The sequence below is a fragment of the Sphingobacterium sp. UBA3519 genome (assembly GCF_002377215.1).
In the GTDB taxonomy this organism is placed as follows: domain Bacteria; phylum Bacteroidota; class Bacteroidia; order Sphingobacteriales; family Sphingobacteriaceae; genus Sphingobacterium; species Sphingobacterium multivorum.
Map to the genome: position 1 here is coordinate 17,606 of NZ_DFPI01000020.1, position 13,681 is coordinate 31,286.

Genomic DNA, 13,681 nt, shown 5'->3' on the forward strand with positions numbered 1-13,681 from the left:
AACGATATGATTCATTTAGATAATCCACCTGAAGATTGTCTCGCCTTCTTTCAGGATACATTGCGGCTGCTCCAGGATAGCGGAGCTCAATTTATGGTGGGCGGTGGTTTAGCCATGTTTCACTACACGGGGATCATACGGCCTATTAAGGATATGGATATCTTTTGCAAAAGCAGCGAATACCCAAAAATTCTTAAACATCTTGCCGCTAATGGTTATGAGACCGAATTGACAGATGTGCGATGGCTCGCCAAGATTTACAAAGACCCCTATTTCATTGATATTATTTTCGATAGTGTTAATCACAATTGCACTGTTGAGCAGGATTGGTTTGACAGAGCACCTGAAGGTACTCTTTTTGATGCTGATGTACGTTATGTACCAGCAGAAGAGCTAGTATGGTGTAAGCTATATGTACAAAACAGAGAGCGGCATGACAGCGCTGATATTAACCATATTTGGCTAAAATATGGAAAAAGTTTGGACTGGAACCATTTACTAATGCGAATGGATCAACATTGGCACCTCTTGTTGGCTCAAATGCTCATCTTTCAGTTTACTTATCCGCATGACTATCGCGATATTCTCCCAAAAGACTTATTTGATGAGCTCATTAAACGCGCAGCGGATCAATATGAATTGCCTCCTTGTTTGGAGAAAGTTTGTCTGGGACCCTTGATAGATCAAACGCAATATGAAATTGATATTAAAGAATGGGATTATAAGTCATACACAATAAAAACTGTTTAATATGAACAAGAAGACAACCATAGCCGCATTGGGCGATATACATATGAATGCAAACCAGCACGGAAAATGGAAAACCAAATTTGAGGAGATTTCGGAAAAGGCTAAAGTCCTTTTACTTTGCGGTGATCTAACGGATACGGGGGATGAAGAAGAAGCAGAATTACTTGTTGCTGAACTCCAATCCATTAAGGTTCCAGTCATCGCCGTACTGGGAAATCACGACTATGAGAAAGGACGACAAAAGCAGATCCGCCAAATTTTGACAGACAGTAAAATTACGGTCTTGGATGGTGAAGCTATCGTGATCGAAAATATTGGTTTTGCTGGCGTAAAGGGCTTTGGCGGTGGTTTTGACCGTTATATGTTATCCATGTTTGGTGAAGATGCCATGAAAAGTTTTGTGCAGGAAGCTGTAAACGAATCGTTGCTTTTAGATCGAGCTTTGGCGCGCCTCGAACAAGAACATGCAGACATAAAAAAAGTTGCCTTAATGCATTACGCGCCCATTGCTGAAACCGTTTTAGGTGAGCCCGAGCAAATTTATCCTTTTTTAGGGTCAACGCATTTAATGGAACCTTTGCAACGGCGTAAAGTAAGTGCTGCCTTCCACGGGCATGCGCATGCCGGAAAATTCAAGGCCCTGTCCCCTTCTGGAATACCGATTTACAATGTGGCAGTGCCCGTTTTAATGGCCCAGCATGGAAGTGAAGCCGGCTTTGCATTCATTGATATTTAGCATTATTTTTTACTCGTCCGAAATTGCGTTATCTGATGCATTGGTTTTTCGTTTAACAATCTGCTTGAGTTGGGTATGAAGCGTGATAATATTCCCCACAAGTAGGCTTTCTTTCAATCCGGCACGAAAACGTTTTTTCATAATACGTTTGACAAGCTGTGGACTTACTTCGCCATTTTCCTGTACCTTTCCAAGCCAACGAAGCGATATAAATGCCAGAAGTGCGGCAATAAGGAATAGAAAATTCCATTCATGCAGATAGATCAGTTTGGCGATAGTCTGGAGGTTGGGACTTTTCCAGGAGATGCTAATCTGAAGCTCGCGAGTTGCAAAATAATCAACTAACAATCCTCCTAAAATAGGTCCCAAGGCTGTAAAAAACGAAGCGACCATATTTTTTACAGTGATATAGACAATTGCATCTGTCTTGGGAGCGAGTTTCAGGCCAATGTTTGTGAGGGCGAGATTAATGCCTCCAGTGGAGATTCCCGTCATGATATGCAGAAATAGGAGTAAAAGTAAATTGGGCAATGCACGCGAATAGATTCCGACAAATATCCATAATAAAATGCAACAAATGTAAATGGGTGCTGTAAGGTAGATAATACTTTTGTTACTATAACGATCCGAAAGGTTTCCCCATAAGCGTAGGCCCAGGACACTAGCTATCTGACTGAAAACAGTAAGCAGGATGACTATTTTCATCGAAAGCCCCAATGTTTTTAACATAAAGACCGTAAAAAAGGGTATCGCTAAATTAATCGCCAACAACCAAGCCGCATTGAAGATCAATAAATTTTTAAAATTTTTATTTTTAAGCGGCTGTAGCAACAAACTTCCCAAATGTCCCCCAGACATCTGTTGTTTGGGCTCTTTGGCCTGTACCAAAAAAAAGGCACCAACTGCTCCTATAGCCCCTGCGATTAAAAAGTATATGCCGTAGAGCTTTGGTAGTTGCATAACGGCATGATTGGTATAATAGTCAACTAACGCTGCGACAATGATGCTAACTGTAATATTCGTCAATTGCATGATGCCCGTGCGCTTGGAAAAATAAGTACCCAAACGTTCCTCAGGAACGAGGTCTTTAATCCAGGAATTCCAGCCTGCGCCACCTATCGCGCTGAGAAGGTAATGGATGAACATAAAACTGAGCAAGGTCGTAAAAGAGAAATCGACTTCCCGCCACATTAAAAGCCCAACCAGGACCAAAGGCATTTTTGCAAGAAATACAGCGAATACGGTTATTACTTTCCGATTCGGGTAAATCTGCATGACGAGAATGGTCAACAGCTGGGCAAGATTACATAAGGTTGGAAAGGCCGCCAACAGTCCCAGCTGAAAGTTACTTGCTCCCATCAACAAACCTGCTCCGACCAAAATAACACCGCTGCTCAAACAGACAACAACCTCTGAACATACACCGTCTATGATGACCATTCGGAGGCTTTTGTCAATATCTTGTGTTTCGAGATGATGTACCGGTCTGAGATCCATAGCCTTTTCTCATGTAACAGCTGCTCCAGGATGTTAGTTCCCTTAAAATGAATTAATGAGCTTAATACGTTCGGCGAAGTACTTCCAACATACAATTGGGTATTAGTCCATCCAACCAAGTCGTTACCACAGCCGTTCATTAAGCAAAGGTTAAAAGCGCGTTTCCTTCTGCGAAATTGAATCGCTAAAAACGGCGTTTTTCCATTGTTGAAATTAAAAATTGTTTATGACACACAAACCACGCGTATTAACATGGCATATCCATGGATCGTACTTGTATTATTTATCCCAAGGTGACTATATCTTATATATTCCATATACGCCCGAAAGAGGACCTCGCTATGGCGGACGGGGAACAACCTTCCCTTTTGGCGACAATGTGATTGAAGTTCCTGCCGGCGAAGTGCGTAATCTCGACCTAGATCTTATCCTTTTTCAATGCGATGAAAATTACTTGGAAGATCAATATCTGATCCTGTCTGAAGTGCAGCAACAGTTACCTCGTATCTATATTGAACACGACCCGCCATGGCAGCATCCCTGTGATGAAGTTCATCCAGTCACCAATCCAGCCGTTACACTGGTGCATGTGACACACTTCAACCAGTTAATGTGGAAGGCAAATATTCCGGATGTACGTGTCATCACACATGGTGTAGATACACACGATGTCGCTTACAATGGTCGATTGGAAAAAGGGATTGTCGTTATCAACAACCTTCCCTCCCGTGGACGCATGCTAGGTAGCGATATTTTCAAGTATGTACAAAAGCAGGTACCATTAGATCTCATCGGAATGGGTAACGAACCCTATGGGCTTCGTGAAGTGCTCCATCCGCGCCTACCCGAATTTATTAAAGACTATCGTTTCTTTTTCAATCCAATACGGTACACAAGTTTGGGCTTAGCAATCTGCGAAGCTATGATGGTGGGTCTTCCCATCGTTGGATTGGCTACCACAGAGCTTTCTACCATTATTGAAAATGAAAAAACAGGCTATATCGGCTTAGAGATCGAAGAGCTCATCGCTAAAATGAAAATGCTGCTGAATAATCCCCAACATGCACAGCAGCTCAGTGTAAACGCACAGCAGAAAGCAAAAGAGCTTTTCGACATAGTTCGATTTGGACAACAATGGGAGAATTTAATTAATGAAAAAATTCATCAATATATACTATCATGAAAAAAAGAATAGCTTTTATTAGTGATCATGCCTCACCCTTAGCGACCCTCGGAGGTAAAGACAGCGGCGGCCAAAACGTTTATGTTGCCGAGGTTGCCATGCAGCTCGCTTTGATGGGTAATCAAATAGACATCTATACGCGATGTGAGCATCCAAGCCGAGAAGGGGTCGTCCTCTGGAAACCAAATATAAGGGTCATTCATATTGTCGCAGGCCCCAAAGATATACTCCCAAAGGAAGAGCTTTATGGACATATCGATGAATTTACCGCCCATACAATCGAATTTATGACCGCTAACCAGCTGAGCTACCAGTTGGTACATGCGCATTTTTGGCTGTCGGGTATGGTGGCCATGGAAATCAAGAAACAACTGCATATCCCCTTTGTTATTACTTTTCATGCCCTAGGTGCGGTGCGCCGCTTACACCAGGGGGGCTCAGACAAATTTCCGAAAATTCGTGAAAAAATTGAGAAAGATATCATTTGGGCAGCCGAACGCGTCATTGCCGAATGCCCAAACGATCTGAAGGACTTGATTCAACATTATCAGGCGCCACAGGATAAAATAGAAATTATTCCCTGTGGTTTTAATCCGGCTGATTTTCATCCAACAGACCGCACCGAAGCAAAGGAAAAGCTTGGACTTGATTCCGCGTACACCTACATTTTGCAACTTGGTCGCATGGTGAAACGAAAGGGAATAGACAATGTGATCGAAGCCTTTTCCCATGCGCACCATGCGCTGCCCGAATTGCGGCTATTGGTCGTTGGTGGAAATCTGGCGACAGCGGAAGACCGCGCAGAATTTGATCGTCTGCATCATCTGTGTATCGAGTTAAAAGTGGAAGATAAGGTCATTTTCACGGGACAACAGCGTCGTGATCTGCTTAGGTACTATTATGCTGCAAGTGAGCTTTTTATCACCACGCCGTGGTATGAACCATTCGGGATTACTCCGCTGGAATCCATGGCCTGTGGTACGCCCGTAATTGGTGCCGATGTGGGCGGTATATCGTTTACGGTAAGGCATGAAGAAACCGGCCTTTTGGTAGCGGCACAACAGCCACAACAATTGTCTGCTGCGATTGTTGACCTGATAAATAACGACCGTAAACGATTGAAATTTTCTGTTAATTCTCTACGCCATGTTAAATCCTTTACGTGGAAAGTGGTCAGCGAAAGTATTGCGCAGCTTTATGCACAATGTTTGCCTCAGGATGCCGAAAAAGAAACAATTACGCAGATCAGGCAAAGCTTTTTGGGTTCCTCAAAGACTTTCGAAAAAGCGGCAGAATCTTTGGCGCTTGGCATAGCCAGGCTGTCGTCCAAAATGGTCTCTGTATTGCATGAAGGTAAAAAAATCATGATCTGCGGCAATGGTGGTAGTGCCGCGGAGAGCCAGCATTTCGCTGCCGAGCTCGTGGGTCGATTTGAAATACCACAGCGTCCCGGCTATCCGGTGATCTCGCTTAACGCTGATGTGGCGGTTCTCACCGCATGGGCAAACGACTTTGGCTACGAAAGCGTATTTGCAAGACAGGTACAGGCACTTGGGCAACCAGGAGATATGCTGATCTGTTTAAGTACAAGTGGCAACTCGCCCAATATCCTAAACGCATTGAAAGAAGCCAGTAAAGCTGGGGTGATTTGTGCAAATTTGCTGGGAAAAGATGGTGGCGAGGCCACGCAATTCGGAGATCATAATCTCATAGTTCCTTCCGATCACACGGCCCGTATTCAGGAAGTACAGCTACATATTATTCACCAGCTCTGCGCACTGGTGGAACAGCGGATGGCAAATCTGAGTAGGAAAAATGAACACTTCGTTATACATAATAAATTGATCGCATCATGATGGAGAGCGCTGTATTTCTGGATAAGGATGGAACGCTGATTAAGGATGTTCCCTACAACGTTGATCCCGCACGCATCGTTTGTTATTCCGACATTTTTGAGCCTCTAAGAGGGTTACAAAAAAGGGGCTATAAGCTCATTGTTATCAGCAATCAGTCGGGTATTGCCCGACGTTATTTTACAGCTGAAGATTTGGATATCGCTTTTTCAGCATTGCACGAACTACTCCGCTACGAGCACATCCAATTAGACGGTATCTACTATTGTCCACATGGCGATGTCATGGACGAACCGCAATGCTCCTGCCGTAAGCCTTTACCCGGAATGCTCTATCGGGCTGCCAAGGAGCTGAACATAGATTTAAAAAAATCCTGGATGATCGGCGATATCCTAAGTGATGTCGGCGCCGGCCGTGCGGCAGGCTGCAGGACCATATTGGTAGACCGAAGCCAGGAAGAAAGGAAACAGGAGCGAATTTCTGATCCTAAATATACACCAGATTTCATCGTAGATGATTTTTACGGATTGGCGCAACTTATCAACTCAGAAAAAGTAGATTATGAAAGATATAGCATTAAATAAACTTGTCGAAAATGGTTTTGACAATCCAAGGGTCCTTGTTTTGGGAGACTGTATGCTGGATATTTATCTAGATGGGGAATGCAAGCGGCTTGCTCCCGATGTCGCCGTACCCGTGCTCGATGTCCAATCCGTAGAACATTGCCTTGGCGGAGCCGGGAATGTGATCACGAACCTCAGCAATATGGGGGCCGTCGTGTCGGTCGTTAGTCTGTTGGGCGACGATAGCAGTGGACAGACAATAGCACGCAGTGTGCAGCGACAGGGAATTGACACGGGTGGCCTGCTCTATAATAAAAATTGTCAGACACTAACAAAAACACGATTACGTAGAGATGGACACTGTCTGCTTCGTTATGATATTGGTCAGAAGTATCATTTTAGTGCAGCGCTGGCCAACCAATATCTGACAGCGGTAAAAAAAGCCCTTCAACATGTCGACATTGTTTTTATTGCAGATTATGGAAAAGGTAACATCACGGATGAGCTCATTGTGCTGCTCGCCGAAGAACAGCAGGTTGAGCCCAAAATTATTGCCATAGACAGCAAAGATTACGACAAGTATGCATGCCTAAATCCCGACTTAATTAAGCCCAATTATGACGAAGCAAGAAAAATCCTGAGCCAGGAAGAAGAGGACGACCGCCTAACACAAGCATCGAAATGGCCCGAAAGCCTAGCTGCCTTGTCTCAGGCGAACTGGGTGGCACTTACCCTTGATAAGGATGGTGTTATCCTCTTTAAAAAAGGTGGTTCAGCAAAGCACTACCGGGTTCCTGCTTTAAAAGAAGGTAATTTCTCCGGCGCTGGCGACACCTTTCTGACCGTGCTTTGCTTGGCTTACTATAATAAACTTGATGCGGATATTGCGATAGCACTGAGTATAAAGGCAGCACAGATCGGTATACAAAAAAATGGTACAGCACATTGTAGCTGCACGGAATTAGCCCAGCGCCTTACGAACAAAGATGATAAATTAATTACCGACCTGAATCATCTTGAAGCACTATGCGATGGACTTCGGAAAGAAAATAAACTCGTATTCACCAACGGTTGTTTCGATATTTTCCATGCCGGCCATGCCCATTACCTCGGTGCAGCTAAGGCACAGGGTGATATTTTGATTGTCGGCATCAATACAGACGAGAGCATCAGACGTTTAAAAGGAGCAACAAGACCTGTCAATTCGCTTGACGATCGAATTGAAGTATTGCGGGCGCTTGGAGCTGTAGATTATATTGTACCGTTTGGTGATGAATTATCGGACAACCCTATCCCGATCATCGAAAAGGTTAAACCGCATATCTTTGTAAAAGGTGAAGCATACCAAAATAAAGAACTGGCCGAACAAGGGCTACTGCAAATACTAGGGACACAACTCGTATTTATTCCGCATGTCCATCAGCAGTCGACTACTAAAATCATTCAGCGGGTGCAGGAAAAGGACAATCAACTGTTAAAGAAAATCAGCTAAAATGGGGACTTGGAAAGATTGTAAAAACATGTTGATCATTCGCTTAGACAATATGGGCGATCTGATCATGAGTAATGCAGCGCTTCAGGAAATTAAATCAGCGAATGGAAATTGTAAAATCACATTACTTGCGTCAGAAATGGCTGTTCCCATTATCCCCTACCTAGGCACTGTCGATGACTATATACAATACGATGCCCCTTGGATGAAATTGAGCTCGCATGACACGGTTGCTTCGACTGAAGCATTGATTGCTGCAATCAAAAAGCGGGAGTTTGATAGCTGTATTATTTTCAATGTATACAGCCAAAATCCAATGGCTTCGATCATGTTGGCATATCTAGCGGAAATCCCCCTGCGAGCGGCTTATATGCGCGAGAATCCCTATACGTTGCTTACCCATTGGATACCAGACAAAGAACCCCTGTTTGAGATACAGCACCAAATAGCACGTGATCTCGAACTGGTCAGACTACTTGGCATCAGCCGGTCGATCAATCGATTACCGAGCCTAATTGTACCCCGAGGTCAATTATCGAATTTAATTCCTTTACGTGGGGGGAAACAGATTATTGTCAATTGTGATGTTTCGGAGCAAAAAAGACGAATTCCCCGTGCTGTCGCACAACAATTGACGCGGCAGCTACTTGATTCAGCATTTCAGGTCATACTTGTTGGCAAGGAATACAACGATTACCTGAGATCATGTTTTTCAGAACTCGTAAGGGAAAATCTGATTAACCTTATTGGAAAGACGACAATTGATGATCTCCTACTCCTCGTAGCACATGCAGATGCTGTGCTCACGGTCAACACGGGCGTTGCTCATATTGCCTGCGCGCTACAAAAACCCACGTTGGTCCTTTACGCTCAAACAAACCCGCAGCATATCCCATGGTCGCAGGATACTGACTTTATCCTTTACCCCGTCGACCCTGCTCTGCGCTCCAAAAATACGATTAACAGCTTTGTCGATAAGCAGAATGGATCATCTAGAATGACACCGTTAAGTGTTGAAAATATCATGGATAAATTGAATTCATTACTTAAGCATTCCTCCCAAAAACAGACAGCGCCGGAAGGACCCGTCTGATCTCGCGTACAATATGCTCTATGGCGATAGGTTTGGTCAGATCAAAAGTGGTATGCAGTGCTGTGTTGAGTGGCCCCCAACGCTCGGGCTCACCATCTAGACTTATGACCACACTTTTTGCTTCTAAAGCAGCGGCAATATGGGATATTCCTGTGCAGTTGCATACAAGTAAAGTCGATTCCTTCAAAAGACAGCCAAGCGTACCCAAATCAAGTCTGGAACAGAGGTTAAGCACAGGTCCTTCAAGTATGCGCTGCAGTTCATTGACCAAAGATTCTTCAGCACTTACCCCAGTCAGGACAATCTGATATCCCATTTGCTGCATTAAGTTCGCAAGAAATCCGAAGTTTTCAATAGGCCAGCGTCGTTTGGCGTCCCGACTGCCCACATGGATAATAACGAAAGGATAGTTTATTTCAGCTTTTATTTTCCTATAGGCCTCCCAATCCTCGGGAAATAAGGGGAAATACATTGTACGGTTTGGAATTTTTAAACCTAGAAATTCCATAAGAGCTAGGTGCCTGTTCACCTCGTGAAGCTTTCCTGGATAAGTCATCCAGTCGGGGTTGTCAATTGAAGCTGTTGGTTGAAATCCTACCAGTCGCTTTGCCGCAAAATTCTGTAAAAAATCATTCACCACAGTTCCATCTCCCTGCATCTGAATCAGAAGGTCAAATTTTTCCGCTTGCATCTGCTTGACGAATCGTTCAAGATTGTCGGGATTATATGCAATTTCGGGAAGCTGCGGATGCCCGGGAAAATCCACATATTCATCGATGCAATCAAAGCGTTCCATCAATACACGCATATGAGGCAAACCAATAAAGTACAGTCTGGCATCGGGATAATGCGACTTCAATGCCCTTATGGCGGGAATAGAGGACAGTAGATCGCCCAGCTGAAGGGCTCGAAAAATAGCTATCTTAAACATACCATCGATTTTAAGGATAGACAACCCCCAAGGAAATACGGTTTGATTTATTCCTTTTTATCAATCAAAGCGTTTTTCCTATGCTAAATCATATTATTTCAAACCTTCATCATATTATTTCAAACCTTCGCGGATTTAGATCCGTTCTCTTGAAACATAGAAAAAACATAAACAAAATTTAGTTATATGGAGAATTTAAAAAATAAGCGGATAGCGATATTAGTAACAGATGGATTTGAAGAAATAGAATTGACTAGCCCAAAGGAAGCCTTGGAAAATGCAGGCGCCAAAACAGACATTATATCACCGGCTGAAGGAACAGTGCGGGCAAAAAATGGAGATGAATGGTCAAATGACTATCCTGTCGATGTTGCTCTGCAGGAGGCAGAAGAGAATCGATATGACGGATTGCTGCTACCAGGCGGGGTCATCAATCCTGATAAATTGAGGACGAATAAAACGGCTATTGCATTGATCAATGCTTTCTGGGAACGGGATAAACCGATCGCAGCCATTTGCCATGGACCTCAATTACTGATTAACGCGGATCTGGTGCGTGATAAAAAAATAACGTCCGTTGAAGCCATTCAAATGGACCTGATTAATGCAGGCGCATTATGGGAAGACAGCGAAGTGGTGATTGACGACAAACTTATTACAAGTCGTACGCCCGACGATCTGCCCGCTTTTAATAAAGCCATCATTAAAGCGTTTGCGACAGAAAAAAAGAACAAAGCGTAGTAGTACAGTTTCAATAACGTATAAAATCGGCCAACCTTTAGATCTTGTAACATGTTCAGCATATAAATAACACATAAAACAGTATATTATGAATACAACAAAAAGTTCAAGCCATACGACTGCCAAAGGGCAATCGCAAAGCAGCAACGCTAACAAAGAAAAAAAATCAGCGACAACAACAGGAAAAAGTGCTTCAGCGTCTAAAGGATCGCAAAACGGAAGTTCCGATAAAACCAAAGCTGAACTCTTGGAAATGGCAAAGAAAATGGAGATCACCGGGCGTCACGATATGACGAAAGATGAACTTGCTAAAGCCATTGAGAAGCAGGGCAAAAAATAGAAATGTCATTCACGGACAAGTGCTGATTAGTCCTGAAAATAGATACAGATTTTCAGCTAGAAACTAAGCTTAACAGAAAGACCCGCAATTTTAAATGCGGGTCTTTCTTATTTCTTCCTTTCTTTTGGCCTATCTGTAGGATCATTGGGCATCTCGTTCAACTGATCCACCTGCGGGTCTACTCCGGCCTCGGCATCGCCCTGATCCTTATCGCCTACATCTCGCAGTGTCTCTCCATTTACACCTAACTTGACCTTTTTCTTTTTTTCCATTTCGGTTCCGACGACGCGGTTTTCATTTTTTGTTGCCATATTCCTCTATTTTTTGTTTTTATTGTTTAATCAATGTAAGAGCATGTGATGAAAACCGAAGCTGACAAGACCAGCTGTATTTTTTGTATTCGTTTTCTCGATCAGTTTCTGTCGGTGCCCTTCCACCGTACGTTTGCTCAAAAAAATACGCTCTGCAATTTCGCCGTTGGTGTATCCCTGTGCGATGAGTTCCAATACATGCAATTCGCGTTCTGAAATATCATATTTTAACAAAACACGATTTAGGTCTGGAGCCCTGTCCGCAAAGTTTTTATAATCGTTAAGGCAGGAAACACTTAAGGAACCACTGATATATTTTTCTCCTTTGGCAACCTGCCGTATACCAAAAAGTACCTCATCACAACTACTATCTTTCACTAAATAGCCATCTGCTCCTGCACGCAATACATCTGCGGCAATGTGTTTGTCATTTTCCATCGTCAAGGCAAGGATTTTTATATCGGGGTATTTCTGTTTAACGAAATCAATGAGAGCTATCCCGCCCATTTCACCCATATTAATATCCGTAAGGATCATATCTGGTCGCTGATCGACATTCAACACATCCAAAGCTGCTTCAGCACTTTCAACATCAGCCAAAACAGTAATGTCATCTTGCGTTTCTAAAATCAGCCGAAAACCACTTCTTACCAAATGATGGTCGTCAACAAGCACTATCTGAATCATAGCTATCTGTTTAATGAACTTATGTACTTCTAGGAACAGCACCCAATTGTAAAAAGTTTTTTACAATTGAATTTATCTAAAAAATAAAGAAAATAAGATTGATTTTCTTTTTCTATCATAATAGCAAATATAGAAAGCGAAACGCTTTTGACCTGAGCTTTGTTCTCCTACTAAGTGCATGCAGGTGACATGCCATCATTAAACGATAGATAATATGAAAAACTCAACAAAATTAATTGCCGTCAGTCTATTATGCTTAGCAGCCTATGGATGTAACGGCGCTAAAACTGATGATCAAAAATCACAGGAACTGATGCGTGATTCCGTTCCCAACGATACCACGACGATACAATATCGCGACACCACATCTTCCGAATCCCGTGGAGAAATCCCGCCGACACCACAGCCGGATACAACGACAAAAAAATAAAACGAATGTAACTTGGCTAATGTTCTTGGCTTGATAATAGCATAATTATGAAGTCCTCCCGTCGTGAGATGGCTGGAGATTAGATTTATTGTAGAGAGCTAGACAATGTAAACATTGTCTAGCTTTTTTATTTGGGCACTATTCGAAGGTCAGATTGATTTTCGAAAATCCCAATCCCTGTAAGAGCGGTTTAAAAACGGTGGTTGCATTGGCCTTGGTCTGCTGCAGGATATCCGATTTCTTTACATCATCAGCAACAGCTTTTTCCGCAGCTTTATAAGCTTCATCCACGAGCTCTGCTTCGCGCAAGAAAGCCATTTTCGTATCATAGACTTTGGACGCCTCGTGGTCGATCTTGATGTAACAAATTTCTGGAGCCGGCAATTTGATGGAGACCGAATCCCCCAAAACCGTGATATCTTCCGGACTAAGTTTCGTCAAATTCACACAGCCTACAGCATCTGCTTTCACGATGAGTAATACACTTGCATCCGGTAAAAAAGTATTCACGTTTTTGTGCTCTACAACATCACTGTAACGGTATTTGACCAATTCCAGTTTTCCCATGGCTTCAATACGGTCCACCAACAGCTGATGTTTACTTTCCACTGTCGGTCCGCTGTTATATTTATGATACACAAACCAGGCGCCAACTGCCAAAATGGCTACGATAATTAAAAATTTTAAAAATTTTCCCATAAACTATACTATACAAATTAAAGACCAAGCTGCTTTTTTAGACATTTAACCTGAAAATATTACCTCAATATTATTCTTCAGGGTCACTAAATGGGCATACTTGAAAATTATACCTTTTGATAGACAATTGTTTAGTTAAAAAGTTTAAAAAACATTTGGAACATATGAGCTATAATACTACTTTTGTGACATCAAAATCACGGTAGGTATAGCTCAGTTGGTTAGAGCACTAGATTGTGGTTCTAGGGGTCGTCGGTTCGAGCCCGATTACTTACCCAAAAGGCAGATCAAATGATCTGCCTTTTTTGTTTCTAGTCCCGTCTGTTTGCTCCCGTCTGTTAGCGCCACATAAAGGATCAAGCAGACTTCTTGGGG

The 13,681-nt window shown here is 42.9% G+C and carries 15 protein-coding genes and 1 tRNA gene; 11 read left to right on the forward strand and 5 right to left on the reverse strand.

Annotated features, from left to right (window positions below; translation table 11 throughout):
• The first annotated feature begins 6 nt into the window (after positions 1–6).
• Positions 7–750 (forward strand): nucleotidyltransferase domain-containing protein, encoded by a 744-nt coding sequence (locus B3297_RS09985; protein ID WP_070564399.1) that lies wholly within the window; start codon positions 7–9, stop codon positions 748–750.
• Between the two features lies 1 nt (position 751).
• Positions 752–1,486, forward strand: a complete 735-nt coding sequence (locus B3297_RS09990; RefSeq protein ID WP_070564402.1) for a metallophosphoesterase family protein — start codon at positions 752–754, stop codon at positions 1,484–1,486.
• Positions 1,487–1,495: 9 nt separating this feature from the next.
• On the opposite strand, the gene B3297_RS09995 is transcribed toward B3297_RS09990, so the two are convergent.
• Entirely contained in the window at positions 1,496–2,983 is a 1,488-nt protein-coding gene (locus tag B3297_RS09995) for an MFS transporter (protein ID WP_201639227.1), read from the reverse strand.
• A 226-nt stretch (positions 2,984–3,209) separates the two neighbouring features.
• On the opposite strand from B3297_RS09995, the gene B3297_RS10000 reads away from it, so the two are divergent.
• The 5 genes from B3297_RS10000 to B3297_RS10020 are packed head-to-tail and all read left to right on the forward strand — an operon-like array spanning position 3,210 to position 9,167.
• Positions 3,210–4,166 (forward strand): glycosyltransferase, encoded by a 957-nt coding sequence (locus B3297_RS10000; protein WP_070564408.1) that lies wholly within the window; start codon positions 3,210–3,212, stop codon positions 4,164–4,166.
• The gene (locus tag B3297_RS10005) at positions 4,163–6,022 is read left to right on the forward strand and encodes a glycosyltransferase (protein ID WP_115048610.1); all 1,860 of its coding nucleotides are present in this window, start codon (positions 4,163–4,165) and stop codon (positions 6,020–6,022) included. Before B3297_RS10000 ends, B3297_RS10005 begins: the two co-directional genes overlap by 4 nt.
• The gene (locus B3297_RS10010) at positions 6,019–6,603 is read left to right on the forward strand and encodes a D-glycero-alpha-D-manno-heptose-1,7-bisphosphate 7-phosphatase (protein ID WP_070564412.1); all 585 of its coding nucleotides are present in this window, start codon (positions 6,019–6,021) and stop codon (positions 6,601–6,603) included. Before B3297_RS10005 ends, B3297_RS10010 begins: the two co-directional genes overlap by 4 nt.
• Complete coding sequence (locus B3297_RS10015; protein ID WP_115048608.1) at positions 6,581–8,074, forward strand: PfkB family carbohydrate kinase; 1,494 nt, start codon at positions 6,581–6,583, stop codon at positions 8,072–8,074. The genes B3297_RS10010 and B3297_RS10015 overlap by 23 nt, the downstream gene beginning before the upstream one ends.
• Position 8,075: 1 nt before the next feature.
• Positions 8,076–9,167: a glycosyltransferase family 9 protein gene (locus B3297_RS10020; protein WP_070564419.1), complete on the forward strand. Its 1,092-nt coding sequence runs from the start codon at positions 8,076–8,078 to the stop codon at positions 9,165–9,167.
• Here B3297_RS10020 and B3297_RS10025 read toward each other — a convergent pair.
• Positions 9,121–10,098 (reverse strand): glycosyltransferase family 9 protein, encoded by a 978-nt coding sequence (locus B3297_RS10025; RefSeq protein WP_070564422.1) that lies wholly within the window; start codon positions 10,096–10,098, stop codon positions 9,121–9,123. The two genes, B3297_RS10020 and B3297_RS10025, sit on opposite strands and share 47 nt — an antisense overlap.
• A 186-nt stretch (positions 10,099–10,284) precedes the next feature.
• Here B3297_RS10025 and B3297_RS10030 point away from each other — a divergent pair, with 186 nt between their 5' ends.
• Positions 10,285–10,839 (forward strand): type 1 glutamine amidotransferase domain-containing protein, encoded by a 555-nt coding sequence (locus B3297_RS10030; protein ID WP_115048602.1) that lies wholly within the window; start codon positions 10,285–10,287, stop codon positions 10,837–10,839.
• Between the two features lie 88 nt (positions 10,840–10,927).
• Entirely contained in the window at positions 10,928–11,179 is a 252-nt protein-coding gene (locus B3297_RS10035) for a Rho termination factor N-terminal domain-containing protein (RefSeq protein ID WP_070564428.1), read from the forward strand.
• Positions 11,180–11,286: 107 nt separating this feature from the next.
• Here B3297_RS10035 and B3297_RS10040 read toward each other — a convergent pair whose 3' ends face one another.
• Entirely contained in the window at positions 11,287–11,490 is a 204-nt protein-coding gene (locus B3297_RS10040) for a hypothetical protein (protein ID WP_070564431.1), read from the reverse strand.
• A 30-nt stretch (positions 11,491–11,520) separates the two neighbouring features.
• Entirely contained in the window at positions 11,521–12,177 is a 657-nt protein-coding gene (locus tag B3297_RS10045) for a response regulator transcription factor (protein ID WP_070564434.1), read from the reverse strand.
• Between the two features lie 214 nt (positions 12,178–12,391).
• Here B3297_RS10045 and B3297_RS10050 point away from each other — a divergent pair, with 214 nt between their 5' ends.
• Positions 12,392–12,607 (forward strand): hypothetical protein, encoded by a 216-nt coding sequence (locus B3297_RS10050; protein ID WP_070564437.1) that lies wholly within the window; start codon positions 12,392–12,394, stop codon positions 12,605–12,607.
• 138 nt (positions 12,608–12,745) lie between these two features.
• Here B3297_RS10050 and B3297_RS10055 read toward each other — a convergent pair whose 3' ends face one another.
• Entirely contained in the window at positions 12,746–13,306 is a 561-nt protein-coding gene (locus B3297_RS10055) for a DUF4230 domain-containing protein (protein ID WP_046676305.1), read from the reverse strand.
• A 202-nt stretch (positions 13,307–13,508) separates the two neighbouring features.
• Between B3297_RS10055 and B3297_RS10060 the strand changes: the two genes are divergently transcribed.
• Positions 13,509–13,582: transfer RNA gene (locus B3297_RS10060), tRNA-His, on the forward strand.
• Positions 13,583–13,681: the final 99 nt, after the last annotated feature.